General features: G+C 41.1%; 23 protein-coding genes. 17 read left to right on the top strand and 6 right to left on the bottom strand.

The annotated features are described in order from the left end of the window. Positions 1–62: 62 nt before the first annotated feature. Positions 63–788, top strand: coding sequence for a YebC/PmpR family DNA-binding transcriptional regulator (locus tag MTF66_RS07445; protein WP_010388706.1), 726 nt, complete (start codon positions 63–65; stop codon positions 786–788). A gap of 106 nt (positions 789–894) precedes the next feature. On the opposite strand, the gene MTF66_RS07440 is transcribed toward MTF66_RS07445, so the two are convergent. Next, the gene (locus MTF66_RS07440; RefSeq protein ID WP_248526943.1) at positions 895–3,087 is read right to left on the bottom strand and encodes a malate synthase G; all 2,193 of its coding nucleotides are present in this window, start codon (positions 3,085–3,087) and stop codon (positions 895–897) included. Between the two features lie 238 nt (positions 3,088–3,325). On the opposite strand from MTF66_RS07440, the gene MTF66_RS07435 reads away from it, so the two are divergent. After that, positions 3,326–4,927, top strand: coding sequence for an isocitrate lyase (locus MTF66_RS07435; RefSeq protein WP_248526942.1), 1,602 nt, complete (start codon positions 3,326–3,328; stop codon positions 4,925–4,927). Between the two features lie 707 nt (positions 4,928–5,634). On the opposite strand, the gene MTF66_RS07430 is transcribed toward MTF66_RS07435, so the two are convergent. The 3 genes from MTF66_RS07430 to MTF66_RS07420 form a co-directional block, all read right to left on the bottom strand. Continuing rightward, positions 5,635–7,653 carry a S9 family peptidase gene (locus tag MTF66_RS07430; protein WP_248526941.1) on the bottom strand — a complete coding sequence of 673 codons (2,019 nt, stop codon included), beginning with the start codon at positions 7,651–7,653 and terminating at the stop codon, positions 5,635–5,637. 161 nt (positions 7,654–7,814) lie between these two features. Continuing rightward, on the bottom strand, positions 7,815–8,549 hold the full coding sequence (locus MTF66_RS07425; protein ID WP_248526940.1) for a 5-oxoprolinase subunit PxpA: 735 nt from the start codon (positions 8,547–8,549) through the stop codon (positions 7,815–7,817). A gap of 1 nt (position 8,550) precedes the next feature. Further along, the gene (locus tag MTF66_RS07420; protein WP_138621587.1) at positions 8,551–10,359 is read right to left on the bottom strand and encodes a glycoside hydrolase family 3 protein; all 1,809 of its coding nucleotides are present in this window, start codon (positions 10,357–10,359) and stop codon (positions 8,551–8,553) included. Positions 10,360–10,662: 303 nt separating this feature from the next. Between MTF66_RS07420 and MTF66_RS07415 the strand changes: the two genes are divergently transcribed. The 13 genes from MTF66_RS07415 to MTF66_RS07355 all read left to right on the top strand — a co-directional run bounded on the left by MTF66_RS07415 (position 10,663) and on the right by MTF66_RS07355 (position 21,762). Then, positions 10,663–12,177 carry a sensor domain-containing diguanylate cyclase gene (locus MTF66_RS07415; protein ID WP_248527178.1) on the top strand — a complete coding sequence of 505 codons (1,515 nt, stop codon included), beginning with the start codon at positions 10,663–10,665 and terminating at the stop codon, positions 12,175–12,177. Positions 12,178–12,272: 95 nt separating this feature from the next. Continuing rightward, positions 12,273–12,926, top strand: a complete 654-nt coding sequence (locus MTF66_RS07410) for a thermostable hemolysin (RefSeq protein ID WP_138621589.1) — start codon at positions 12,273–12,275, stop codon at positions 12,924–12,926. Then, entirely contained in the window at positions 12,923–14,401 is a 1,479-nt protein-coding gene (locus tag MTF66_RS07405; protein WP_138621590.1) for an AMP-binding protein, read from the top strand. The genes MTF66_RS07410 and MTF66_RS07405 overlap by 4 nt, the downstream gene beginning before the upstream one ends. Further along, positions 14,394–15,083, top strand: coding sequence for a TenA family transcriptional regulator (locus tag MTF66_RS07400; protein WP_008466894.1), 690 nt, complete (start codon positions 14,394–14,396; stop codon positions 15,081–15,083). The genes MTF66_RS07405 and MTF66_RS07400 overlap by 8 nt, the downstream gene beginning before the upstream one ends. Continuing rightward, on the top strand, positions 15,080–15,850 hold the full coding sequence (locus MTF66_RS07395) for an SDR family oxidoreductase (protein WP_138621592.1): 771 nt from the start codon (positions 15,080–15,082) through the stop codon (positions 15,848–15,850). Before MTF66_RS07400 ends, MTF66_RS07395 begins: the two co-directional genes overlap by 4 nt. A 13-nt stretch (positions 15,851–15,863) precedes the next feature. Beyond that, entirely contained in the window at positions 15,864–16,511 is a 648-nt protein-coding gene (locus tag MTF66_RS07390) for a hypothetical protein (protein ID WP_138740677.1), read from the top strand. Positions 16,512–16,522: 11 nt separating this feature from the next. Beyond that, entirely contained in the window at positions 16,523–17,182 is a 660-nt protein-coding gene (locus MTF66_RS07385; RefSeq protein ID WP_055011598.1) for a response regulator transcription factor, read from the top strand. 62 nt (positions 17,183–17,244) lie between these two features. Continuing rightward, on the top strand, positions 17,245–18,546 hold the full coding sequence (locus tag MTF66_RS07380) for an ATP-binding protein (RefSeq protein ID WP_248526939.1): 1,302 nt from the start codon (positions 17,245–17,247) through the stop codon (positions 18,544–18,546). Beyond that, on the top strand, positions 18,539–18,892 hold the full coding sequence (locus tag MTF66_RS07375; RefSeq protein ID WP_010388691.1) for a cupredoxin domain-containing protein: 354 nt from the start codon (positions 18,539–18,541) through the stop codon (positions 18,890–18,892). Before MTF66_RS07380 ends, MTF66_RS07375 begins: the two co-directional genes overlap by 8 nt. Beyond that, positions 18,879–19,619: an iron transporter gene (locus MTF66_RS07370; protein WP_248526938.1), complete on the top strand. Its 741-nt coding sequence runs from the start codon at positions 18,879–18,881 to the stop codon at positions 19,617–19,619. Before MTF66_RS07375 ends, MTF66_RS07370 begins: the two co-directional genes overlap by 14 nt. Beyond that, positions 19,616–20,329 carry a hypothetical protein gene (locus tag MTF66_RS07365; RefSeq protein ID WP_055011595.1) on the top strand — a complete coding sequence of 238 codons (714 nt, stop codon included), beginning with the start codon at positions 19,616–19,618 and terminating at the stop codon, positions 20,327–20,329. The genes MTF66_RS07370 and MTF66_RS07365 overlap by 4 nt, the downstream gene beginning before the upstream one ends. A gap of 261 nt (positions 20,330–20,590) precedes the next feature. Further along, positions 20,591–20,800: a cold-shock protein gene (locus MTF66_RS07360; protein ID WP_008467029.1), complete on the top strand. Its 210-nt coding sequence runs from the start codon at positions 20,591–20,593 to the stop codon at positions 20,798–20,800. Positions 20,801–21,036: 236 nt separating this feature from the next. Further along, complete coding sequence (locus MTF66_RS07355) at positions 21,037–21,762, top strand: ABC transporter substrate-binding protein (protein ID WP_248526936.1); 726 nt, start codon at positions 21,037–21,039, stop codon at positions 21,760–21,762. Between the two features lie 388 nt (positions 21,763–22,150). Here MTF66_RS07355 and MTF66_RS07350 read toward each other — a convergent pair whose 3' ends face one another. Next, positions 22,151–23,374, bottom strand: coding sequence for a NupC/NupG family nucleoside CNT transporter (locus MTF66_RS07350; RefSeq protein WP_008110735.1), 1,224 nt, complete (start codon positions 23,372–23,374; stop codon positions 22,151–22,153). A 17-nt stretch (positions 23,375–23,391) separates the two neighbouring features. Further along, positions 23,392–24,021 carry a uridine kinase gene (udk, locus tag MTF66_RS07345; RefSeq protein ID WP_008110733.1) on the bottom strand — a complete coding sequence of 210 codons (630 nt, stop codon included), beginning with the start codon at positions 24,019–24,021 and terminating at the stop codon, positions 23,392–23,394. 192 nt (positions 24,022–24,213) lie between these two features. Between udk and MTF66_RS07340 the strand changes: the two genes are divergently transcribed. Both MTF66_RS07340 and deoD read left to right on the top strand, forming a co-directional pair. Further along, a complete protein-coding gene (locus MTF66_RS07340; protein WP_008467026.1) occupies positions 24,214–25,431 on the top strand; it encodes a phosphopentomutase in 1,218 nt (405 codons plus the stop codon). Positions 25,432–25,495: 64 nt separating this feature from the next. Then, positions 25,496–26,197 (top strand): purine-nucleoside phosphorylase, encoded by a 702-nt coding sequence (gene deoD / locus MTF66_RS07335; RefSeq protein ID WP_248526935.1) that lies wholly within the window; start codon positions 25,496–25,498, stop codon positions 26,195–26,197. The last annotated feature ends 378 nt before the right edge of the window (positions 26,198–26,575 follow it).

Raw genomic sequence — 26,575 nt, 5'->3', positions numbered from 1 at the left:
AGCCCAATACGCTTTGAATTGGTAAAATATCAAAAACAGAACGTATTCAATAGAGGCACAAGATGGGCAGAGCATTTGAAGTCCGCAAAAGTTCGATGGCTAAAACAGCCAACGCGAAAACTAAAGTAAATTCGAAGTACGGTAAAGAAATTTACGTTGCAGCCAAAAGTGGTGAACCCGACCCAGATGTAAATCAAACATTGCGCCGCTTAATTGAAAAAGCCAAAAAAGACCAAGTTCCCGCGCACGTAATCGAAAAAGCAATAGAAAAAGCAGCCGGTGGGGCAGGGGAAGATTACTCAACTGCACGGTACGAAGGCTACGGCCCAGGTAATTGTATGGTGATTGTTGATTGTTTAACCGATAACCCTAATCGTACTATTAAAGATGTGCGCTTACCGTTTACTAAAACAGATTCGAAAATAGGCACACCTGGTTGTGTTGCTCATATGTTTGATCACCTAGCTGTTTTAGGGTTTGCAGGCGACGACGATGAAGTCGTGTTAGAAGCGCTGATGATGGCTGACGTTGATGTGACTGATGTAGAAGCCGAAGATGGCAAGGTGTCGGTGTTTGCACCGCATACTGAGTACTTTAAAGCTAAAACGGCATTAGAAGAAGCATTTGAAGGCATTAACTTTGAAGTTGATGAAATTACCTTTGTACCGCAAGTACATGTTGAAATTACTGATGAAGAAGTGATTGCCAACTTTGATAAATTTATCAATATGCTTGAAGATTGCGATGACGTACAAAATGTTTATCACAACGCGACCATTAAAAACTAATTCGTAGTTTTAACTAGGCGAATTTTAGCTATTTTGCCGCTTAATAAAACAAAAAGCGCGTTTTGTGTAGGCAAAACGCGCTTTTTTAGTGTTAAATAAATGTCAGCTATTCAGCTAGGTTATGGTGCTGTGCTTTATATTTTAAGCGGTAGCTATGCAGTAGCGGCTCAGTATAACCGCTAGGTTGGCTAACGCCTTCAAATACTAGTGCCAAAGCCGCTTGGTAGGCAACACTTTTAGCCAGTGTTTGCTCATTAGTTGCCATGGGAATGTAAAGGCTGTCATGTTCATTTTGGCCATCAACAACCTTAGCCATTTTTGCCATCACTTTTTGTACTTGCTCTTTACTGCACACGCCATGATGCAGCCAGTTGGCGATATGCTGGCTTGAAATACGTAAGGTCGCTCTATCTTCCATTAAGCCAATATGGTTAATGTCAGGCACTTTAGAACAGCCTATTCCTTGGTCAATCCAGCGTACTACGTAACCTAAAATACCTTGCGCGTTATTTTCAAGCTCACTTTGAATATCTTCTTTTGATAGCGTTTCTGGGTTTGTCATTAGCGGTGGTGTTAGTAAGCTTTCTAGGCTTGCTATTTGGCGCGTGGCAATGTTTTGCTGCAGGCTAAATACATCAACATCATGATAATGCATTGCGTGTAATGTAGCGGCTGTAGGAGAGGGCACCCAAGCCGTATTTGCACCTGATTGAGGGTGGGCAACTTTTTGCTCCATCATCATCGCCATTTTATCGGGCATTGCCCACATACCTTTACCAATTTGTGCTTTGTGGCTTAAGCCACAGGCTAGGCCAATATCAACATTACGATCTTCATAAGCGCTGATCCAAGGCTGTGCTTTAATAGCGGCTTTAGGCAGTACCACACCTGCTTGCATAGAGGTGTGTATTTCATCACCGGTGCGGTCTAAAAAGCCGGTGTTAATAAATACAACACGCTCTTTAGCAGCATGAATACAGGCTTTTAAGTTAGCAGATGTACGACGCTCCTCGTCCATAATACCCATTTTTAGGGTGTTTTTAGGCAAGCTCAGCGCCTCTTCAACCATGCCAAATAAAGTGTTAGCAAATGCTACTTCATCAGGGCCATGCATTTTTGGCTTTACAATATTAGTACTTTGCGCGGTTGAGTTTTGAATGGCATTTTTAGTGTTTAAATCATGCAGTGCGGCTGTTGCGGTGAACATGGCATCCATAATTCCTTCAAACACATCATTACCACTTACATCGGTAATAGCAGGGTTTGTCATTAAATGCCCAACGTTACGCACAAACATCATACTGCGCCCTTTTAGGGTCAGTTTTTGGCCATCAAGGCCTGTATATTGGCGATCGGCTTGTAACGTACGGTCGACCATTTTGTCGCCTTTTCTAAACGTTTCAACCAAGTTGCCCTGCATTAGGCCCAACCAGTTTTTGTAAACTTGCACTTTATCTTCGGCATCCACTGCAGCAACTGAGTCTTCACAGTCCATAATGGTGGTCAGCGCTGCTTCAAGTACCACATCTTTTAGCCCAGCTTTATCAGCTTGGCCAATAGGGTGGTGATGATCTATTTGCAGCTCAACATGTAATCCATTGTTTTTAAGTAAAATAACACTTGGGTTTTGTGCCTCACCTTGATAGCCAACGAGTTGTTCAGGGTTTTTAAGTGTAGTGTGCGAGCTGTCGCGTAATGTAATTGCAAGTGCGCCATCCACGATTGAATAATTAGTACTTTCGATGTGCGAGCCATTTTCAAGGGGTAGCGCCTTATCTAAAAACTGTCTGGCGTAGGCCATTACTTTAAAGCCGCGCACTGGGTTGTATTGAGTCCCTTTCTCTGCACCATCTTCCTCACTGAGTACGTCTGTACCGTATAGTGCATCGTATAGTGAACCCCAGCGTGCATTGGCAGCATTTAAAGCAAAGCGGGCATTACTAACTGGAACTACTAACTGTGGCCCTGCAGTCAACGCTATTTCTGGCTCTACATTTTGGGTTTCAATATTAAAGTTTTCAGGTTCATCAACTAAATAACCAATGTCTTTTAAAAAGGCTTGGTACTGGGCTTGATCAACGTTTTTATTAGCTACATGGTAGTCATCAATCTGCTTTTGTAATTGTTCACGTTTAGCGAGTAGTGACTTGTTCAGCGGAGTAAGTGTTTGCACTATGTGGGCAAAGCTTTTCCAAAACTGGTGTTCGTCTAGATGAGTACCTGGTAATAGTTGTTTTTTTACAAATTCAGCTAGTTGCTTATCAACGCTGAGTCCAGAGTGGGTGAGAGTGTGGCTCATAATTAAAATCCTTAAACGGTCCGACAGAGTGCATTTTTTATATGCGTACACTTACCATATCGCAAAAAAGTCGCTTTGAGTGCTTTTTGACCATTCACTATATGTATAGCCGTAATAACAACTATAAATTTACTAAATCTAAAAAATAAGCCTAATGTTTAATTAAGCGCTACAGAGCTAACGCGATGTAGTCACTCTCTCAACAATAAATATTAATACCCGTTCGAAGGACTTTATTATGACAACATATCAAGGCGAAACAGATACACTAGCAACACTATGCCAATCACAAGGCAGTGCATGGAAAACTATTAATCCTGAATACGCAACTCGCATGCGTTTACAAAATCGTTTTCGCTCTGGTGTTGATATTGCACAATTTACTGCTGACATTATGCGTGAAGACATGGCTGCATACGACAAAGACACAAACCAGTACACACAGTCTTTAGGTTGTTGGCATGGTTTTACTGCGCAACAAATGATGATGGCTATTAAGCGTCACCAAAAAACAACTAAACGCAGTTACGTATACCTAAGCGGTTGGATGGTTGCAGCGCTTCGCTCTGAGTTTGGCCCACTTCCAGATCAAAGCATGCACGAGAAAACATCAGTACCTGCACTTATCGAAGAAATCTACACCTTTTTAAAGCAAGCAGATGCACGTGAACTTGACCATTTATTTAACGAGCTAGACGATGCAAAAGCAAACGGCGGCGACGTTCAAGCCGTGCTTAATAAAATTGATAACTTTGAAACGCATGTTGTGCCAATCATTGCTGATATTGACGCAGGTTTTGGTAACGAAGAAGCGACTTACCTACTTGCTAAAAAGATGATTGAAGCCGGTGCTTGTGCTATCCAAATCGAAAACCAAGTATCAGATGCCAAGCAATGTGGTCACCAAGCTGGTAAAGTTACCGTTCCTCATGAAGACTTTTTAGCTAAAATTAACGCAGTACGTTACGCGTTCTTAGAGCTAGGTATTGATAACGGTATTATCGTTGCGCGTACCGATTCTCTAGGTGCAAGCCTAACGCAAAAAGTACCGGTTTCACAAAAACCAGGTGACTTGGCAAGCCAATACAATGCATTTTTAGAAACAACACCGGTAAACAGCGTTGAAGATTTAAATGAAGGCGAAACGGCAATGAAGCTTAATGGCCAACTTTGTAAACCTACACGCCTAGATAACGGTTTATATCAGTTCCGCGAAGGCACTGAGAAAGACCGCGTAGTACTTGATTGTGTAACTAGCTTACAGTCAGGCGCTGATTTACTGTGGATTGAAACAGAAAAACCACACGTAAAACAAATTGCAGAGCTGGTAAATCGCGTTAAAGAACAAGTTCCAGATGCTAAATTAGTATACAACAACTCACCGTCGTTCAACTGGACGCTTAAGTTCCGTGAGCAAGTATACCAAGAGTGGCAAGAAGCAGGTCGTGACCTTAGCGCTTACCCAAGTATTGATGACAACAAAGCGCTTATGGCTCCAGAAATGGATGCAACAGAGCTTGCAGCAGCCGCTGACTTATTAGTACAAAACTTCCAACGCGATGGCGCACGTGAAGCAGGTATTTTCCATCATCTAATCACATTGCCAACGTACCATACAGCGGCACTAAGCACAGATATTCTATCTGAAGGTTACTTCGGTGACTTAGGTATGCTGGCTTATGTACGTGACGTACAACGTCAAGAAATCCGTCGTGAGCAAGCGTCAGTTAAGCATCAAGACCTTGCAGGCTCTAACATTGGCGATACGCACAAAGAGTACTTCTCTGGTGAGAATGCACTTAAAGCCGGTGGTGAAGCTAACACTATGAACCAATTCTAATTCTACTAGATAGTGTTACTTAAGGGCCGCAAGGCCCTTTTTTTATGCCTGCATAAAAGCAAAATTTAATAGATCAGTATTTTACTAGCTATTTGGCTAGTGAGAGTTTTCACTGCAGTGCAGCTTAAAAGTATAAATAATTTTAAAGGATGTTTATGCTCGGCTGTGAGGGCTTTATGTTGATTACGCTTTGACACGTGTAAGCACAATAAATTAACCGTTTTTTGCCGTATACAGATCACGATTTAACTAGCTACTTAAAAAGCAGATCAGGTTTTAACTAACCAGGTTAAAAACAGCCATTATCTTCATTATAAAGGGTCGATTTGCCTTTCTAATCCTTAATTTGGTCACTTAAACGCTTAATTTAAAGATTTTTAACCGGGGTTTGGAAGGTAATAAACCGATTTTTTACTAACTGTTGCTGCTTACAAAACATTTTTTTACTAACTGAGGGCTTATAAACAGTGACTCAAACCGAATTTTTACTAACTCAGAGGAGCTGAGTTAGTATAAACCGAATTTTTACCAACTCAATTTGAAGCTAAGTCCGATATTTAGCTTAAGTATGTAAGGGATTACTCACATTATTGCTGTAAAGGGGGTTTACACTTGTGAGCTTCGAGCTTCGAGCTTCGAGCTTCGAGCTTCGAGCTGTGAGCTGTGAGCAACGAGCTTATATAGCTCGTCACTCATAACTCTACGTTTTACTTCGAATGCTTATCAAACCACCATTGAATGTAAGCCACTTTGGTCATTAAATTTGATGGACGGGCAGTTATACCATGTGAAGCGTTTGGAATGCGGACCATCGCGGTATCAACCCCTTGTAATTTTAAGGCTTGATAAAACTGCTCTGTTTCTGAAATTGGCGTACGGTAGTCTGCTTCACCAGTCAGTAACATGGTTGGGGTTTTAACATTGCCAACATAACTGATTGGTGAGCGCTTCATGTAATGCTCAATGTGGTCCCAAGGTTTGCCCGGAAACCAATAATCGGCAAAAAATGGATAGAAGTCGGCAGTTAGTACAAAGCTGATCCAATTAATCACAGGCTTAGCAACAACAGCTGCAGCAAAGCGATCTGTATGGCCTACAATCCATGCGGTTAATACACCACCGCCGGAGCCACCGGTAACGAACAGCTTAGACTCATCAATAAAACCTTTATCAATTAGCGCGTCAACACCTGTCATTAAATCATCGTAATCATTGCTTGGATAATTATGGTGAATGGTTTGTGCAAACTCTTTACCGTACGAGTCACTGCCTCGCGGATTCATGTATAAAACGACATTTCCTTTAGCGGCAAATAGTTGTACTTCGGCACTAAAGTGAGGGCCATAGTTAGCAACAGGGCCACCGTGAATTTCAAGCACCAGTGGGTATTTTTTTGATTTATCAAAACCCGGCGGGTAAGCAACCCAGCCTTGTATTGGCAACTCATCATGGATTGATTTTAACCATAACTCTTCAACCTTGGCGAGCTGTTTAGTTTGTAGTGCATCTGAGTTTAAATCGGTTAAACGCTTTACTGTACCTCTCTTTATTGTAGCTACATCAGCAGGGCGCTGGGTATCAGCCAGTGTAAACGCAATGTCACCATTTTCACTAATATCAAAATCACCACCAGAATAAGGGCGGCCAAACGCCACGCTACCTATTTGTTCGGTAATCACCTTACGTTTACCACTTCGAGGTTGATAAGCGAGTGCGGTTTGGCCTTCATCGGCATAGCTAAAATAGAGGCCTTTTGAATTTGCGCTCCATTGTATTTGGCCAACGCTGCGATCGAAATCGCTAGTCAGACTTTGGGTATCACCGGTTTTTAAATCACGAATATAAAGCTGAGTATTTTCATAGTTAGTGCGCTTGTCATCGTAGCCAGTATAAGCAAGGTACTGACCGTTAGGTGAGACCTGAGGTTGTTGATCTGGTCCATTACGGTCGGTCAGTGCGATGATCTCTAACGTGTTTAAATTAAGCTGGTACACTTCACTATTGGTTGGCTTGAGTGCATTTTCAGCGTGTCTATTGGCTGAGAAATAAAGTAATTCGCCGTTTTTACTAAAGCTTACACCGCCATTATAATCAAAGTTATCGTTAGTGAGTTGTTGTGCATTGCCGCCATTCGCATTAAGAGTAAATAGCTGATTAAATCCTTTTTGACTATAGCCTCTGCCATCTGCACGGTAGTAAACATCGTCAATAAATTTAGCAGGGTCTGCCCAGCTAGCGCCTTTAGGTTTACCTGGTAAACTGACTGGTGGTGAGCTTATTTCAGGAACAAACATACTAAACACCAGTTGTTTAGAATTAGGTGACCAAGTGATTGAGCGAGGTGGATTAGTAAGATTACTAATTTTTGCCACAGCACCCGTTTTAAGCCACTTCATGTATATTTGATTACTGCCACCTCTGTTAGAGATAAACGCAAGGCGCTGTCCATCGGGTGACAACACAGGCGAGTAGTCCATAAATACACCTGATGTTAAGGGCTGTAGTTGTTCTGTTTTGTAATCAACAGACCAAATATTACCGACTTTGCGATCGGTTTTAATATCCATGCGGTTACGAACGAAATACACTGTTTTACCGTCTTCGGTGATGTCTATTTGGTTGGCATATTCTAAGTTGAATATATCTTGAAGTTGCAATGTATCGGTATTGGCAACGGCCAAGTTGCTGCTACCTAGTATAAGGCTCATAGCTAAAAGCGTTTTCATTGTTTATCCCTGTTTTAAATCACTAATCTATTTATAGGGTAGTGGAGGGATAATTTATAGTCAGATGCGACGAAGCTCGCATTTAAAACTACCAATGAATGCAGGTGGTAAAAGAAAGCAAAAGCTGTAAAGGGGGTTTACAGCTTAATCTGTGTACGGCTTTAGTTATTGGTTGAACAAAGCGCTTTTATCTCTTCAATAATTGCAATGCCTTGGGGATTATCGCCATGCACACAAATGCTGTCAGCAACCAGTTTCAACGATTTTCCAGATTGAGTAGTCACACTGTTACTGGCTAAAAGCTGCTTAACCTGAGCTAATAATGCGTCTTTGTTATGCACACTGCCGGCTATATTTCGTGATACTAAGTGCCCTTGGTCAGTGTACTGCCTGTCTGCGAACGCTTCTAATATCAGTGTGAGCCCAAGGTGGCGAGCCATTGTTTGATGTAGCTTGGCATCGGCTGTGGCGAGTATCATTAACTTTAAGTTTGCAGGGTAACTGGCAACTGCACCCATAACAGTGGTGAGTAGTTGCTGGTTTGTCATCATGTCGTTATATAACGCACCATGGGGTTTTACATAGCTAAGGGTTTGCCCTTGTACTTTTGCCATGCCATCAAGGGCGGCTATTTGATAGTGCAAACATTGAGTGAGCTCAGCCACACTCATACTCATTGAGCGCCTACCAAACCCTTGTTTATCAGGGTAGCTTGGATGAGCGCCAATCATAACATTATGTTTTTTAGCTAGCTTTAGGGTATGCGCCATTACACTCGAATCACCTGCATGAAAGCCACAAGCAATATTTGCCATATCAATATGGGGCATAACATCGTTATCAAGGCCCATTTGCCATGCGCCAAAGCTCTCGCCTAAATCACAATTAAGTTTCATATTAATGGCTCTTCGATTGTTTAATTGTTACCGGTAATTGGCCTTTGGCTGGAGCTTGGCCTAATAATACTTTTGCCAGTGCAGTAAAGGCAGGCCCAGACACCAGCTCGTTTTTATCCACATCAATATTATAAGCATAGGAAGCAAGTACTGCATCAGCATAGTTACCAAATTGCGCAATGTCATACGGTGCACGTAAACTAATAAATACCGTGGGAGTGTGTTGTTTAGCCATTTTTAGTAATGACTCAAGCGCTTTGGGTTGCTCTGCGTTATTTAAGGCAAAGTTTGGGTTATCGGCTAAGTCATCCATACCGCCAATTTCCACGGCACTTTGATTCGGCGTTGCATTGCCAGCAATAACAATACTTGCTTGGTTTATATTGCGCTGCGCTTCATCTGGATCAAAGCCCTGTAAGCTACTGCAACTAAAACTGAGTGGTTGTGAACTTAACGCACTAATTGCTTGTTGCATTGCCATGCACTTGCGGGTGTCAGGCATAATAATATGAATATGCTGATCAGCACCAAGTTTAAGCGGCAAGGTATTATTGTTATTTTTTATTTGGGTAATTGCCGCTAATGCCAGAGATGCTTCTAATTCACGATGTGCTTTATTACCGATAATGTGTTTTGCATTAGCCAATGCATTAATGGGGTTAGGCAAAGCGTTTAATTTAAACTTACTTTTAAGCGAGGTAATACGCTGCGTCGAATGGGCAATTTCATGTGCGTCTAGTTGCCCTGTTTTAACCGCACTAATTAAAGAGTCAATGAGCGCATCAAGCTTATTTATATCCTCAGGCGTTCTAATTTCTATTGGCATTAGCGCAATATCAACCCCAGCTGCAAAAGTGTTTACAACTGCTTGGGTAGGGCTGAAAAAATGGCTTATACCGGCCATATCCAGTGCATCGGTTACCACTACGCCTTGATAGTTAAGCTCTTTACGAAGAATATCGGTCATGATTTTACGCGACATGGTCGCGGGTTTTATCATTTGCTTACCCTCTACATTGGTTAATGTACTGCTATCAAGCTCAGGGTATTGAATATGCGCGGTCATTATCATCCCAGGACTATGCTGCTCAATAATGTGTTTAAAGGGCGCTAAATCTTGAGCGTAAATAATTTCTTTTGAATGCATCACTTTAGGTAAGCCGGTATGGCTATCTACATTGGTATCACCATGTCCTGGAAAGTGCTTTATAGCGCTAATAATCCCGTTTTTTTCAAATTCACTAACTTGTGCCGCACCCAGTACCGCTACTTCATCGGGGTTTTCACTAAATGAGCGTACATTAATGACCGGATTGTCAGGGTTCATATTCACATCAACCGTTGGAGCATAATTTACATTAATGCCAAGCGCTGAGAGTTCAGTAGCCAATACGTTCGCCGTTTGGGTTGCAAAATAAGTACCATGCTCAGGATAAGTTGCGCCAATTGACATATTACCGGTGAATGAGGTGGCCACATCGCGAGGTAAGCGAGCAACGCGTCCGCCCTCCTGATCAATAGAAATAAACAGCGGTAAGCCTGATTTTGATGCAGACGCAGCTTGTTGCAGTTGCTGATTAAGGCTAATTATTTGTTCAATACTTTGGGTGTTTTCAGAAAATAAAATAACCCCGCCAATATCATAACGGCTAATCGCTTTGGCTAGTGTATCTGGTAACTCGGTTAATGCTGTTCTGCAGCGCTTACTGCTGCCTTGGTGACAAAAGTAGCGTAAATCGAGCATAAGTTTTTGCCCAAGTTGCTGTTTAAGTGACAGCGCAGAATCGGCAAAAGAAGATTTTATTGGCATGAAACATCCGATTAAAAAAAGAGAAGACGATAACAAGTACTTATTTAGCAACACACACCCCAAGGCTAAATAAAAATAAAGTGCACGCAGCTTAACTATTATTGAGCTTAACTGCAAAACCCAGCAAATATAAACCATATGATTTAATTATCCTTAAAATAACAAAAATTAGGCCACTTAGTTCTATTTATGTATTATATTAATTGTGTATGCAGTGCATAGCAGTCGTTTTTATTTGCTTAGGATGATATTAAGTTGCGTTTTCGATTACCATTTACTTTTAACCTCAGGCAATTAATTCTTTTGTTAGCTATGCCCGCTGCAGCTGCTATTTTGTTTAGTGGTTTGTATATTAGTTATCAGGTTCAAAAAGAACTAGTTATTAAAGATACCCTGCAAAGTAATCATGTATTTGCTAGTAAGTTAGCTTCAGCAACTGAGCACTTTTTAGCAGCAGCAATGCAGCAACTTGAGTTTTCAGCCAGTATTATTGCTGAAGATATTACCAACACTGAGTTACTCCAAGCTGAAACCAACCGCCTTTTAGAGCAAACTCAGAGTTTTAATTCGGTTGCTATCAATATGCAAGGTGTGGTTAAAGCAGCTTCACCTGTGTCTTTAAATATAATTAATAAAACCGTTAATTCAGTCCACTCTAAGCAGGCTCTTAAATCACAGCAGCCGCAGGTTAGCCTGCCTTACATTTCGCTGGCTAATAATTTAATTATTGTTGTCTCCTATCCTCTGTTTGATCTGGCAGGGAATTATTATGGTTATATTGGTGGTAGCTTTTACTTAGAGCAGCAGAGTATTTTAAATGCCTTGTTAAAACAGCATAGTTACGATGGCGGGGCTTACTTTTATGTGGTTGCTGATAACAAAATCTTACTTTACCATCCTGATTCTAAGCGCATTGGTGAGCAAGTATCTAATAACCTAGTAATAGAGCGAGTGTTGCAAGGTGAACGTGGTTACACTCGGATTTTAAATAGTCAAGGAACAGCTATGCTTGCTGGGTTTGCGCCCGTTAAGCTCGCGAATTGGGGGATTGTTGCCCAGCGAAGTGAAGCGACAACACTTGCAAAACTAGATACTTTTCAAGGGCAGGTGCTTAAGCGAATGTTACCCATAGTACTCATTACTTTTTTATTAATTGCTATGTTAGCTCACTATATTGCTAAGCCGTTAAGGTTATTAGCCGATAGCGCTAACTTATCAACCGATAAGAAAAACGTAGAGCACCTCAAAGGTATTAAGTCTTGGTACTTTGAAAGTCAGCAGCTTAAATATGCAATGCTAGAAGGCGTTCATACTTTGCAATCGCAAATGGGGCAATTACGTCAAGATGCACTCACCGATCCGCTAACTGGCGCGCATAATAGGCGGGGCTTAAACATATTGCTTGAAAACCTAATGGATAAGCAAATACCGTTTGCTGTGCTTGAAATTGATATCGACTTTTTTAAACGGGTTAATGATACGTTTGGCCATGATACGGGTGATGAAGTATTAAAAACCCTTACTCATATTATACAGTCGTTATCGCGCAAGCATGATATTGTGGCACGCACTGGTGGAGAAGAGTTTTTACTGGTGTTGCCAAACGAAAATAGTGATAGTGCATTTGTTATTGCTGAGCGTTTACGCAACCAAGTAGCCACCACATTGATGGCAAAAGTAGGCTATATAAATGTATCGATTGGTATCGCTACTTGGCCACAGCATAGCGATGATATTAACCAAGTATATAAATGCGCTGACAAAGCGCTCTATCACGCTAAAGAAACGGGTCGTAATAAAAGTGTGATCGCCAGCTAAAATTAAATTTATTTTTAAAAATTAACTTACCTTAAGTTTTATTTAAGTTTCACTGATTAAATTTTATCTATAGATTTAATACAGGCGATGCTTATATGCAACTAGCTCAACATCATTCCTCAGCTGCGCTGTTTCAACAGCCTTTTCATTTTGTTAGTGCTACGCAAAGTGATAAACACCGTCAGCGCCTTGAAAATACAGTAAAACAAGGCTTTTTCGCTGCGTATAATGCAAGCCTAACCTCATTTATGCCATTACTCTGTCAGTATAAAACTGTGCAAGGGCATTGCACATTAGGGCTCAGAAACGCCACTTCCCCTTTATTCATTGAACAATATTTAGCTGCGGCCATTGAACAATTTTTACCATCAGGTACACCGCGAAATAAGGTGTTTGAGCTAGGTAACCTTTGCTCAACACATCGTAAAGCCACGTTATCTCATTTTATTATTGTAAATGAAGCTTTGCGCGGCTTTGGCGCGAGCTACTTAGTGTTTTGCGCTACCAAAAAAGTACGCGCCTTACTACGCCTACTAGGTGTTACCTGCAACGAAATTGCACTGGCTAATAGCACTGTAGTAGAACAGCCAAAGAGCTGGGGTAGCTATTATGAGAATCAGCCTACGGTGTGCATTGTTAATTTAGCGCAGGCACATCAGCAAGTACTTAACACACCCATGCTGTTAAATATTAAACAGCAAAATACACAACAAATTAATGCCTTGATGACTGCGTTGGAGAGCTTATGAGCCTATTAAATAATATTAATAAGGTAGCGAATGAGCCAGTGGTTGTTAGTTACTTAGCCAATAAAGTGATGCCTATTAGCGTTTTGGAGTTACAACAAGAAACTAATAAGCTGACAGCTATTTTTAACGCTTTAGATTCTGGTGTAATTGCCTTCCAGCTTGATAATACTCCAGCTTGGCTGGTTGTTGATGCCGCAACCAGTGCTGCAAACAAGGTTGCGGTGCCTATCGCCCATTTTTTTAGTCAGCAGCAAACACAGTATGTGCTAGCGCAATGCGGTGCGCAGTTTTTTATTAGTGATATGCCTCGTCATTCGCTTGGTAAGCATTCATTGTCGGTAACATTATTTGAGCATTATACCCTTTATATTTATCAGCTCGATGCAATTGAGCCCGTGGACTATTTTACTGGTACGCAAAAAATTACATTTACTTCAGGTTCTACTGGCGAGCCAAAAGGGGTGTGCTTATCAACACAAAGCCAGATGCAGGTAGCTCAGTCATTATGTGAGCAAATAAACATTAGTAACCCCGTGCATTTATGCTTACTTCCGCTGCCAGTACTATTGGAAAATATAGCGGGTGTGTATGCGCCTTTGTTAAGTGGCGGTTGTGTACATTTAATGCCGCTAAACGAATTAGGTTTTGTTGGCTCAGGGTTAAAAAACCCTAACAAACTCATTGGTGCAATCGATAGTGTAAAACCTAACACCCTTATTTTAGTGCCTGAGTTATTAACGTGTTTAGTTGCCTTTGCAAAACAAGGCTGGCAGCCACCAAAGTCACTTAAGTTTATTGCTGTTGGCGGAGCACGGGTTAGTGAATCTTTAATTTTAACTGCACGAGAATATAACCTACCGGTTTATCAAGGGTATGGTTTGTCTGAGGCTGCTTCAGTAGTGAGTTTAAACACCCCCAACTATGACGACATAAATAGTGCTGGTGAAGTATTAGGGCACGTTGAAACGAAAGTTGAAAATGATGAGTTATTTATTAAAGGAGCGTTATTTTTAGGGTATTTAAATCAAGCGCCGCATAACCCAAATACCTGGTACGCCACTGGCGACTTAGTATCTAAGCGTAATAATAAGCTGTACATAAAAGGGCGAGTAAAAAATCTGATCATCACCAGTATGGGGCGTAATGTTAGCGCCGAATGGCCTGAATCATTAATTTTAAGCCAAAGTGCGATACAGCAAGCGGTGGTGTTTGGTGAAAGCCAGCCATTTTTAAGCGCGCTTATTTATGCGGCTCCCGGATTTAGTGATGAGCAATTAAAAGCACATTTAAAAACAGTAAACCAGCAACTTCCTGACTACGCACAGATTAAAAAGTGGCATCGTTTGGCCCAACCTTTAAACGAGCAGCAAGGATTATTAACCGCTAATAATCGCCCTAAACGAGCGGCAATTAGCCAGCACTACAGCCCTATTTTTGAACAGTTTTACCGACTTGGAGAAGTGATCCATGAGTGATTTTTTTAATACATTAAAAGCACAAACTCAAAACGAGCGTGAGTACTTATTAGCTGCGCCAATTATACAGCGTGTATTTAACGGACAAGCAACGCTTGAAGAGTATGCCTCGTTTTTAGCGCAGGCTTATCATCATGTAAAACACACTGTTCCTTTAATGATGTCACTTGGCGCACGTTTAACTGATGAGCAAGAATGGTTACGTGAAGCGGTAGCTGAATATATTGAAGAAGAAATTGGTCATCAAGAGTGGGTGCTAAACGACATTGCAGCCTGTGGGTTTGATAAAGAAAGTGTGCGCTATAGTCAGCCACAATTCGCCACTGAAATGATGGTGTCGTATGCCTACGATAGTATTGCACGTAAAAATCCGCTTAGCTTTTTTGGTATGGTTCACGTATTAGAGGGGACCTCAATTGCGCTTGCTGATGGAGCCGCATCAAACATAGCGAATGCAATAGGGCTTCCTAAAAAAGCGTTTAGCTATTTAACCTCTCACGGCGCGCTTGATATAGAGCATGTTAAGTTTTTTGAAAACTTAATGAATCAAATTACTGACGAGGCGGATCAGCAGGCTATTTTACATGGCGCAAAATGTTTTTACCGTTTGTACGGCGATATTTTTCGCGCTTTAGACGACGAGCCGTTTTTTAAAGCATCAGCACAAGAGCAACACGCATGAATACCAGCTTATGTGTATTAACTGGTGCGACAGGTGGAATTGGTCAAGCCATTGCCAAAACACTACACGGCCAAGGTTGGCAACTACTCTTGGTGGGGCGAAATAGTGATGCCCTCAATACGCTAAGTAGCCAATGTCCCGGTAGTATTGTTTTTGTGGGGGATTTAACGGTTGCCGAAAACATGTTGGCACTAGCCATTAAAGCCAAAAAATTAGGGGGCGCTAAGTTACTCATAAACAATGCAGGCATTAATGTAATGCAAAGCTTAAGTGCATCGAGTAGTGAGCAAATTGATAATCTACTGAGCACTAACTTAGCCGTCCCTATGAAATTATGTCAGCTGTTTTTAGCGCAATTGCATGCGAATAAAGGCTCCATAGTTAATGTTGGGTCGTCATTTGGCAGTATAGGTTACCCATATCAAACACTTTACTGTGCTAGTAAGTTCGGTTTACGTGGTTTTAGCGAAGCGCTATCACGAGAGCTTTCAGATACACCCGTTAAAGTTAGTTATTTAGCACCAAGAGCAACCGATACAGATATTAATGATGCACAAACCCGAGCAATGAATAAGGCGCTTGGTAATCAAATGGACTCCACACAGTTGGTGGCTGATGAGTTAGTTGCGTTATTAAACTCAAATAAAACCAGACGATTTATTGGCTTTCCTGAGAAACTTTTTGCACGTATCAATGGCGTTTTTCCACGTATTGTGGATAACGCAATTGCTAAACAGCTCCCTAAAATAAAACAGTTTTTAGGTTAATAGAGGATTTATTATGAAAAAATTTACTTTAGTAGCTTATTTAAGCATTGTTAGTGTGTTTTCATCGCCGGTATTTGCAGACGAACAAAGCGATTTACTCGCTATTCAACAGCAGTGGGCGGTCGCTAATTATGAGCTTAAAGATGATGCACAAATCAAAGCCTTTACTCAACTAAGTGAGCAAAGTGCTCAATTTATTGAAAGCTACCCTGATTCAGCAAATAGCTATACGTGGAACGGCATTGTACTGGCCAGTTTTGCTGGCGCAAAGGGTGGGTTAGGGGCGCTGGGCTATGCTAAAGATGCAAAAGCGTCATTAGAGCAAGCCCTTAAAATAGACGACAGTGCTTTAGGTGGCTCAGCGTATGCCAGCCTAGCAACCTTATACAGTAAAGTACCGGGGTGGCCTATTGGTTTTGGTGATGATGACACCGCCGACAAGTTTTTTAAGCAAGCGCTCGCTTTTAACAAAAAAGGCATTGATACTAACTACTTGTATGGTGAGTTTTTATATGACGAACGTGAATATCAGCAAGCTAAAGCCCATTTGTTAGTTGCGCAAGCAGCAGGTATTCGTGATACTCGTGCTAAAGCTGATAAATATCGTCAACAAGCAATTAGCTCTTTATTAGCTAAAGTAGATAAAAAACTAAAGAGATAACAAAATAAACAATGCATTTATTATTAGTTGAAGATGATCATCTTGTGGCGCAAGGGCTTTGCCGCTCATTGCGCCAAGAAGGCTACAGTGTAGAGCATAGCGCAACGGTTAAGCATGCATTGCAATGCTTAGGCAGTGGTGAAATAGAGTTGGTTATACTTGACCTAGGTTTACCCGATGGTGATGGTTCACAAATTCTAAAGCACATAAAAGCGCAAAAAAAAGTGATTCCGGTGGTTATACTAACTGCACGAAGTAGCATAGATGACAAGGTGCAAGGGCTTGATATGGGCGCTGATGATTATTTAGCTAAGCCATTTGAACCAGCCGAATTATTTGCTCGTTTGCGCGTAGCGAGCCGACGAGTAAATCAAGCTCAGTCGAGTTTATTACAGTGTGGTGAAGTGACTATGGACACGTCAGCGCATAGTGTCACACTCAGCAATGAGCTGCTTTCTCTGCCACGAAAAGAATACATGCTGCTAAAGGCACTATTGGAAAACCAAGGTCGCGTGCAATCTAAACAGCAGTTAGAAAACAAACTCTATCAATGGGGTGAAGAGGTTGGCTCTAACACCATTGAAGTGCATATTCATCACCTACGAAAAAAATTCCCCAGCGATTTTATTAAAACTCTCCGTGGTATTGGTTATGTCGTGGGAAAGAGATAGCTCACGTGATTAAAACGCCCCTAGATTGCACAAACTTGAATTTACAAAGGTAACCATACTCTATGTCAATTCGTAAGCGTTTAACTCTTATTTTACTATCAATGATGGTGTTAACGTGCTTTTTAGCTTTAGTCAAAGGCTACCAAAAAAGTATGAGCCATGGTGAGCAACTACTTGATAGTGAGCTAAAAGTGGTCGCTGGAGTGTTGATGCAACAGCCTTTATCTATAAACGCCATGGCGCCAAAAATGCAAGAAAGCGCCCAGTTACTGTATCAAATTTGGCAAGCTGGTGAGCTCCTTAGTGGCTCTGACGAATTAAATCTTGATTTGAGCCAGTATCAAGCGGGTTTTCAAACGCTTAATATTGCAGGGCAGCGAATGCGGGTATTCGTTTTTGTCACTTCTTTACGCACCGTGGTTGTTGCCGAGCCGATTGCTAAGCGGTTTGAACTTGCCGAGGCGGTGATTTTATCAGCCATGTTGCCTATGCTTTGGGCGGTTCCTTTGCTTGCGCTATTTATTAGCTTTTTTGTTAAATATGCACTGGCACCATTAACCCGTTTATCAAAACAGTTAGCTCTGCGCCAAGCAAATGATTTCACTGCGATCAATTGGCAGGTGACTGATGAAGAGATAAAACCGGTGATCAGCCGCTTAAACGATTTATTTAAACGCGTAGAAACCGCCTATTTACGAGAGCGTTTTTTTGCCTCTGATGCGGCACATGAATTACGTACTCCCCTGAGCAGTTTAAAAATTAATGTGCATAATTTGGCTGCTCAACAAGGCGATAACCAAGAATTACAAGCCATGACACAAGGTATTAATCGACTGTCCAATATAGTAGAGCAAATGCTAATACTAGGGCGTACTCAGCCAGAGCAGTGGCAAAAACAGTTTAAGGAGCAATCATTATTAGCGATCACGCGAGAAGTAGTTAGCCAGTTGTATGAAAAAATAGAGGCTAAAAACCACACTATTAGTCTTGAGGGAGATGACTTTATCATTAACGGTGATGAATTTACCTTGGTGACGTTGATTTCAAACCTACTTAGCAATGCCATAAAGTACGCACCAGCCAATGGACAAATAAAAATAACGCTAAAGCAGATGCACAAGCAGCGTATTTGGCAAATAGAAGACAGTGGCCCAGGTATGACGGACGATCAAAAACAACGGATATTTAACCGTTTTTATCGTGTTGGCGGTGACCAACACCCTTCGGGTGAACAAGGTGCGGGTTTGGGCATGGCAATAGTGCAGCATATTATTGCTATTTATCGCGCTGAAATTCACTTAACGGATAGTGATTTGGGTGGCTTAAAAGTACAGGTAGTTTTTGCAGGAGCTAAATGTGATTAAACGACTTATTAGGCCTTACTTATATTGTTGTGTATTTTTATCATTTAACGCCGCCAGTAAAGACTATCTTATTGTGCTTAAAGATCATTTGTTTTACCCCGCAGAAATCGTCGTACCGGCCAATAAAAAGGTACGCTTGTTAATCGAAAATCAAGATAGTACGCCTGAAGAGTTCGACAGTTTCGATCTCAATCGAGAGAAAGTACTTTACCCTAAGCGCAAAAGCGTTATTTATATCGGGCCGTTAATCCCTGGGCGCTATGAATTTTTTGGCGAGTTTTCGCCCAATACGGCGCGTGGTGCTGTCATAGTGACTGAAAAGGAGCGTTCTAATGCTAATAACTAGCCTAGTGATGAGTCTAAACCAGTTACTGCCGGTGGCCATTTTACTTATTTTACTGCAAGTTGTAGCCAAGCAAAGTTTAATGAAATTGCTGGGAGGGCTTATTTTAGGGAGCGGGCTTTCATTTTTGTTTGTAAAAAGTGCGCCGTTAATTAGCCCCTTGTTTGACTATCAGGGTTTAGAATATGCCCAAATTGGTTTGTGTATTTTAATTTTTATTAGTGCACTGTACTACGCCATTAAACAAGCAACAGCTGCTTTTATGATTGCGATTATCAGCGTAATGACACTTTATTTAAGTCACTACATTATTTACCTGATTGGCTTTTGGCAAAACAACGAAGCGGCTCAAAGTTTATTTATTGGCACTTTTTTAGGCTTGGGAATATGCAGCAGCTTTAGCGTGTTGTTGTATTTTTTATTGAGTGCAACCAAACAGCGCTTTGGGCTTACTCCTTTATTAGTATTGTTAGCATTAAATAGTGCGGCAAAATTAGTTGTGGCGCTTGATTTGGCGAGCCAAATTGATTTGATAGCAACAACGGTAACCGTATGGGATTTACGTGACATTTTAACCGAAAACTCAGAGTTTGGACGAGTATTGCGCGCTCTGATTGGTTATGAGGCTACGCCTAATTTAACCAGTGTTTTAAGCTATGCGTTGAGCAGCGTGTTATTTTTATCCGTTTGTTATTTTATTCCTAAATTAATCACTAAGGAAAAATCATGAAAGCAATAAACCTATTTGCAGCCACTGTATTAATTGGTTTTTGTTTATTAATACCTAAGCTCGTTTATGCTGATGGCATAGTAGTAGATAAAGTTTATCATCCGTATGTGTTGCCGTTTGAGCGCGAGCTAGAATGGCGGCTTGTGTCGCATCAAACTGATAGTGGTAATATTTTAGCGCAGCGCGTTGGCTTAGGCGGCGCAATAAACGACACCATGGCATTGGAAGGCTACATCGTGGGTGAGCGCGATGATAACGGTGACTTTGGCTTGCAAGCGTATGAGTTAGAGCTTCGTTGGCAGTTAATAGAGCAGGGCAGGCTATGGGCTGATTGGGGCGCGTTATTTGAATTTGAAAAACAGCATGACGCCGACGCATACGAAGCAACCTCTGGTTTTGTAATTGAAAAAGAGTTTGGTCGTGCAAGCCTCACCATGAATGCTTTTTTAGTATACGAATGGGGGCAAGATATAGAAAACGAATGGGAAAGCGAGTTTAGAGCGCAATATCGCTACCGATACTTGTCTGCTTTTCAGCCCGCGGTTGAGGTTTATCTTGGTGAAGACTTTGTGGGTATTGGCCCTGGGTTTATAGGCTTGCACCGCTTTGATGGACAAAAACAATTAAAGTGGGAAGCCGGTTTTATTACTGAAATCAGCCAGTCAGAGAAGAATCATAGTTTTAGAATGGCGTTAGAATTTGAATTTTAAGCTGCTTAAACAAGTGCTTAACATGTAAAGTGAGTTGCGAGGGTTATTTTATTAATTAAATCGCGTAAAGGGTTGACTTGTCGCAGTAACTCTATATAGTAGGCCGCAGCTAGAAAGAAAGCATGATAATTTATAAATCTCCATTTCGTTGTTGTATAAGTAATACTTGTAGTACCGTCCTGAAGTTTTTAAGTACCATCTCATTTTTTGCTACACCGCCCATTAGGGCACAATTTAATTTTTTATATCAGGAATAATACTATGTCTAACATCGTATCAGGTACAGTTAAGTGGTTCAACGAGTCTAAAGGTTTTGGTTTCATCGAGCAAGAAAACGGTCCAGACGTTTTCGCACATTTCTCAGCAATCAAAAGCGAAGGTTTCAAAACTTTAGCTGAAGGCCAACGTGTAGAGTTCACTCTTTCACAAGGTCAAAAAGGTCCTCAAGCTGATAACATCACAGCTCTATAATTTTACTTTTTAAGTAAAATGAAAAAAAGCGCTTAAGGCGCTTTTTTTGTGCCCAAAATTTAAGAACATCCCACCACCGCTTTAACATTCCCGTCATTTTATTTCTATTTACGTCATCTGCTATTTTAACATTACAAACAGCGTTATAAATTAATAGTCTCTACGAGTTTTCTAGGTTAAAGTTATTACTTAAATCATAGGGGGTGTGTATCTATAAATTTATACTATTAGCTTTTGTGCTGTTATTTAGCCAAAAAATTCAGGCTGCTGAGCCTAAACTGGTTATTTATACCGAAAGTTTTCCTCCGTATAACTTTCAAGATGGCACTGGCCAATTGGTGGGTATCAATCATGACATAGTAAAAGATACCTGTGCCCGTGCAGCGCTAGAGTGCGAGTTTATAATGCTACCTTGGAAGCGTGCTTACCACTTAGTGCAAAGTAACCCGCAGTCAGCCATTTTTTCTTTGGCAAAAACGCAAGAGCGAGAGCCTCTTTTTAAATGGGTTGGACCCTTGGTGTCAAATCAAACCTATTTTTATAAATTAAAAACCAGTAAACATATTGTCATGGACGATATCACCCAAGCTAAAAACTACTCGCTAGGCATAGTACGAGGCGATATTTATGAAATGCTGGTGCGTCGACTTGGGTTTGTAGCTGATAAAAACTTATTGCTATTTAGTGAAGCAGACTCATTTATGCGTTTGTTTTTTAAAAAACGTATCGATTTAATTATTGGATCTGACTTTACCATAGGCCATCAAACCGAACCATTTGGCTACTCTAGAGATGATTTAGTAAAGCTTAAACAAATTCATGTAGATGAGCTAAAAGGCAATTATGTTGGTTTTAATAAAGCTGCTTCACCTGCGATTGTAGAACGTTTTAATCAAGCTCTAAAGCAACTTAAAGCAGAGTCTGGCTATGAACCTTACATTAAACGTTATGTAAAAAATTAAAGCTTTAGGTCGGGTAAGCGTAGAAAAGCTCAAAAAGTTCCCGCTTAATAATGCCTATATTACCTCTTTACAACCATTTATCCTTGTTAACTTCGCACTCTCAAGCGCCTTGTAAAGGGCTGACAATTAAATGCTTCTGCAGTTACACAGTTGTTCATATTTTTTAGAGAGTGCAATGATGGCTTTTAATGGCGTAAGGAGTGCGTGAATGAAGGTTTAGCAAAGGATAACTTTGGGGGCCAGTTGTTGAGGATTTAAAAGTAGGAGGGCTGAAACGATAAAAGGGCCTTGCGGCCCTTGGTGAAGTATCGTTCAAGTCAGATAGTGCTTTAACCCCTTAAAGCGCTATCCTATTGTTTTGCAACAGATGGATCATCTCATTAAGTTTCTAAGCTAGCGAGAGGAAAAACCCAGCAATTGCTGCGCTCATAAGGTTAGCCATAGATCCTGCTAACACTGCTCTGAGCCCTAAGCGTGCGATATCCTTTCGCCGACTAGGCGCCATACCGCCTAATCCACCTAGTAAAATGGCTATCGATGATAAGTTAGCAAAGCCACACAATGCAAAAGTAACAATTGCTTGTGTATGCGCACTTAACGTATCGCGATAATTTATAAAGTCTAAGTAAGCAACAAACTCATTTACCACTAACTTTTGACCAATAAAGCTGCCGGCTATAATTGCCTCATTCCACGGTACTCCTAGTAACCATGCAACAGGGGCAAATAAGTAGCCTAAAATTTCTTGTAGCGTTAATGTAGGGTAATCAAATAACCCACCAATACCGCCTAATAAACCGTTTAATAAAGCAATTAACGCAACGAAAGCAAGTAGCATTGCACCTACGTTAAGTGCCAACTGCATACCGTTTGCTGCGCCTGATGCTGCTGCATCAATAACATTAACCGGTTTGTCATCGCCTAAATCTATCTCGGCTAAATCATCTTTAGGTGTTTCTGTCTCTGGCACTATCATTTTTGCCATTAAGAAACCACCTGGTGCCGCCATAAAGCTGGCTGCAATTAAATACTTAAGGTCAACACCAATAATCACATAACCGGCCATTACAGAGCCTGCTACGGTGGCTAAACCACCAACCATTACGGCAAACAATTCCGACTTGGTCATGGTTGCAATAAACGGTTTAACAATTAAAGGCGCTTCAGTTTGACCAACAAAAATATTTGCTGTGGCTGAAAGCGACTCGGTGCGTGAGGTTTTCAATAATTTTTGTAAACCGCCACCCAAAATTTTAATAATCCAATCCATAATGCCTAAGTGATATAACACAGCAACCAACGCTGAGAAAAACACAATAACCGGCAATACTTGAATTGCAAAAATAAACCCTAGCGTATCTTGCGAAGCTAATGGGCCAAATAAAAAGCTAATTCCATCGTTGGCATAACCAATAACCGATGAAACGGCGCGAGACATACTCGCTAATACATTTTTGCCTGCTTCAAAAAACAGTACAAATCCGCCGATAATCACTTGCATTAAAAATGCGATACCCACGGTTCTTAGTTTTATTGCTTTGCGATTAGTTGAGGCTGCAAAGGCAATGCCTAGTAGCACCATCATGCCTACTAAGCTCATAAATGTTGTCATACAAACGTTTCCCGTTGTTATTCTTGTAAAATGTACTTTATTTTACTTTTTATAATATCAATCGCAACGCGATTCATACCGCCTCGAGTCACAACTAAATCAGCGTTATGCTTTGAAGGCTCAATAAATTGATAAAACATCGGTCTAACAGTTGCTTGATATTGCTCAACAACAGATTGTAATGTTCTGCCTCTTTGTTCCATGTCGCGTTGCATTCGGCGCATTAAACAAATATCTAGCGGTGTATCTATAAACACCTTGATATCAAATTCTTTATTAAGCGCTTTATCGCTCAGTAATAAAATACCTTCTACAATGAGTATTTTAGCCGAAGCCACACGGCGTGTTTTATCGCTGCGTGTATGTTGGGCATAATCATAAGTTGGTACTTCAACAGAGTGGCCATTACGAAGTTGTGTTAAATGCTCAAGCATTAGTTCGTGTTCAAATGCATCAGGATGGTCGTAATTCGTTTGCGTACGATGTGCCATCGGCAAATGCGATTGATCCTTGTAATAAGCATCTTCTTCAATAATGGCGATAGCGCCTGGTTCAAGCTCATTTACCAATTCATTATAAATTGTTTGGCTAAATAGAGATTTGCCGGACGCCGATGCGCCTGCAATAGCTATAATAGTTCGTGTCACTAAAGTTCTCACCCACACAGAAGGATATATTGTTGGTAGATCACAATAGCAAAAAAGACACGATTAATCTCTTTTGCTTCGCTTAAGAGTGCAAATTTATAATGTTTAGGTTTTATGAAACAGGACTTATGTCCTGTACGGAAAAATCGAAGAGCAGATAAAGTAACCACCTAGAACAGATGTGAGGTCACAATGGCAAGAGCAATTATCTTAATGGCGGATAGTTTAGGAATTGGCGCAGCACCCGATGCAGATAAATTCGGTGATGTAGGTGCTAATACATTCGCACATTTACTCAAGGCATATTATGACGAAACTGGCAGTAAGCTTTCGCTTCCTAACCTTTCAAAATTAGGGTTAGTTGATGCATGTGAAGCCGCTGGTAAAGAACCCTGTTTAATTGCTGACCGAAATGAGCCACAAGGTGCATGGGGTTATGCAAAAGAGCTTTCAAGCGGTAAAGACACGCCATCGGGTCATTGGGAAATGGCTGGCGTGCCAGTGTTATTTGATTGGGGATATTTCCCAAAAACACAACCGAGTTTCCCACAAGAATTTGTAGACGAGTTTATTGCTCGTACAGGTATTCCGGGCATTTTAGGCAATTGCCATGCATCGGGAACCACTATTTTAGAGCAGCTAGGTGAAGAGCACGTAAAAACAGGTAAACCAATCTGTTACACCTCAGCTGACAGTGTGTTTCAAATAGCCGCGCATGAAGAATCATTCGGCCTAGAGAAGCTTTATCAAGTTTGCGAAATCGCACGGGCGCTGCTTGATGAAATGAATATAGGACGAGTGATTGCGCGGCCATTTTTGGGTTCAAATAGTCAAGACTTTGCCAGAACCGGTAATCGTCGTGATTATTCAGTATTACCGCCTTCGCCAACATTGCTTGATGTACTTGCAAAAGACGGTGGCGAAGTAATCAGTATTGGTAAAATTTCAGATATTTATGCGCACCAAGGCATTACCCAAAAGCATAAAGCGCCAGGGTTAATGAACTTGCTAGAAAAAACCAGTGAAGTGATGGCCACTGCGCAGGATCACAGTTTAATTTTTACCAATTTAGTTGATTTTGATGAAAAGTTTGGCCATCGCAGAAATCCTGTTGGCTATGCTAAAGCGCTAAAAGAGTTTGATGATTACTTACCAACTATTTTAGATCAGCTAAAGCCAGATGATTTATTAATGATCACCGCCGATCATGGCTGTGACCCGACCTTTCCAGGGTCAGAGCACACTCGTGAATATGTGCCAGTTATTGCTTATCAGCCAGGAATGAACAACACGCCACTGGGTGAACGCAATAGCTTTGCTGATATCGGTCAAACACTTGCGCAATGGTTTAACCTTAAAGCGTTAGAATATGGTGATGGCTTTATTGATAAGCTGAACACAGTTAAATAACTTAGAAATACGCTCGCTATTTTAAAGTAATAGGGCTTTTAGCCAAACAAAAGGAAAACAATCAATGAGTACTCCGCATATCAGTGCAAACGTAGGTGATTTTGCCGAAACAGTATTAATGCCAGGCGATCCGCTACGCGCACAATATATTGCTGAAAACTTTTTAGATGATGCAGTGCAAGTAACTGGCGTACGTAACATGTACGGCTTTACTGGAACTTACAAAGGTAAGCCAGTGAGCATTATGGGTTCTGGCATGGGCATTCCTTCAATGTCAATTTATGCTCGTGAGCTTATTGTTAGTTTTGGCGTTAAAAATATTATCCGTATTGGTACCTGTGGTGGTATTGGCAGCGATATTAAAATTCGCGACATAATCTTTGCACAAGGTGCAAGCACAGATTCTAACGTGAACCGTGCCCGCGTTCGTGGTACTGACTTTGCAGCGATTGCTAACTTTGATTTACTTTTAAACGGCGTTAATGCGGCTAAAGATTTAGGCATTGATGCAAAAGTAGGTAACGTATTTACTACCGATACTTTCTATCAAGCTGATGACACTTTCTACAAAGACTTGGACAAACTAGGTGTACTTGCGGTTGATATGGAAACAGCTGGCCTATACGGCGTAGCAGCAGAGTACGGCGCAAAAGCAATGGCATTATTTACCGTAAGCGATCACGTGATCACCGGCGAAGCAACACCTGCCGATGAGCGTCAAACCACGTTCAACGAAATGGTAAAAATTGCATTAGAGTCTATCTAATATTAAACAGTTCCTTGGTAACGTATTCACTAAGTTTTGGAGACACGCCCAAAGTGAAGTGAGACTAAACCCCCAAAGCCGCATGTTATGCGGCTTTTTTTATGCCTGAATTTAGGTGCGGGATGCGAGCCAAGGGCTTCGAGCTACGGGCTTTATGTTCCTAGGTTTTAGCACTAGCTCGTTGCTCGATACTCGAAACCCGTAGCCCGTTGTGTTCTCATTTATTTCCCTGTCAGTATTTATAACTTAATGCTAATGTTTAAATTATAAAGCTTGCTTTTAAAATGAACAATTTTAAAGTTTTAGCTGATAGCTGATAGCTGATAGCTGATAGCTGATAGCTGATAGCTGATAGCTGATAGCTGATAGCTGATAGCT

The sequence above is a fragment of the Pseudoalteromonas sp. 2CM39R genome (assembly GCF_023161845.1).
This window is presented reverse-complemented; position numbering and strand designations above follow the sequence as displayed.

What these genes read in the sequence shown, in the direction of transcription:
- MTF66_RS07445 (WP_010388706.1), top strand. Translation starts at nt 63, where the DNA reads ATGGGCAGAGCATTTGAAGTCCGCAAAAGTTCGATGGCTAAAACAGCC.
- MTF66_RS07440 (WP_248526943.1), bottom strand. Translation starts at nt 3,087, where the DNA reads ATGAGCCACACTCTCACCCACTCTGGACTCAGCGTTGATAAGCAACTA.
- MTF66_RS07435 (WP_248526942.1), top strand. Translation starts at nt 3,326, where the DNA reads ATGACAACATATCAAGGCGAAACAGATACACTAGCAACACTATGCCAA.
- MTF66_RS07430 (WP_248526941.1), bottom strand. Translation starts at nt 7,653, where the DNA reads ATGAAAACGCTTTTAGCTATGAGCCTTATACTAGGTAGCAGCAACTTG.
- MTF66_RS07425 (WP_248526940.1), bottom strand. Translation starts at nt 8,549, where the DNA reads ATGAAACTTAATTGTGATTTAGGCGAGAGCTTTGGCGCATGGCAAATG.
- MTF66_RS07420 (WP_138621587.1), bottom strand. Translation starts at nt 10,359, where the DNA reads ATGCCAATAAAATCTTCTTTTGCCGATTCTGCGCTGTCACTTAAACAG.
- MTF66_RS07410 (WP_138621589.1), top strand. Translation starts at nt 12,273, where the DNA reads ATGCAACTAGCTCAACATCATTCCTCAGCTGCGCTGTTTCAACAGCCT.
- MTF66_RS07405 (WP_138621590.1), top strand. Translation starts at nt 12,923, where the DNA reads ATGAGCCTATTAAATAATATTAATAAGGTAGCGAATGAGCCAGTGGTT.
- MTF66_RS07400 (WP_008466894.1), top strand. Translation starts at nt 14,394, where the DNA reads ATGAGTGATTTTTTTAATACATTAAAAGCACAAACTCAAAACGAGCGT.
- MTF66_RS07395 (WP_138621592.1), top strand. Translation starts at nt 15,080, where the DNA reads ATGAATACCAGCTTATGTGTATTAACTGGTGCGACAGGTGGAATTGGT.
- MTF66_RS07390 (WP_138740677.1), top strand. Translation starts at nt 15,864, where the DNA reads ATGAAAAAATTTACTTTAGTAGCTTATTTAAGCATTGTTAGTGTGTTT.
- MTF66_RS07385 (WP_055011598.1), top strand. Translation starts at nt 16,523, where the DNA reads ATGCATTTATTATTAGTTGAAGATGATCATCTTGTGGCGCAAGGGCTT.
- MTF66_RS07380 (WP_248526939.1), top strand. Translation starts at nt 17,245, where the DNA reads ATGTCAATTCGTAAGCGTTTAACTCTTATTTTACTATCAATGATGGTG.
- MTF66_RS07370 (WP_248526938.1), top strand. Translation starts at nt 18,879, where the DNA reads ATGCTAATAACTAGCCTAGTGATGAGTCTAAACCAGTTACTGCCGGTG.
- MTF66_RS07365 (WP_055011595.1), top strand. Translation starts at nt 19,616, where the DNA reads ATGAAAGCAATAAACCTATTTGCAGCCACTGTATTAATTGGTTTTTGT.
- MTF66_RS07360 (WP_008467029.1), top strand. Translation starts at nt 20,591, where the DNA reads ATGTCTAACATCGTATCAGGTACAGTTAAGTGGTTCAACGAGTCTAAA.
- MTF66_RS07350 (WP_008110735.1), bottom strand. Translation starts at nt 23,374, where the DNA reads ATGACAACATTTATGAGCTTAGTAGGCATGATGGTGCTACTAGGCATT.
- MTF66_RS07340 (WP_008467026.1), top strand. Translation starts at nt 24,214, where the DNA reads ATGGCAAGAGCAATTATCTTAATGGCGGATAGTTTAGGAATTGGCGCA.
- deoD (WP_248526935.1), top strand. Translation starts at nt 25,496, where the DNA reads ATGAGTACTCCGCATATCAGTGCAAACGTAGGTGATTTTGCCGAAACA.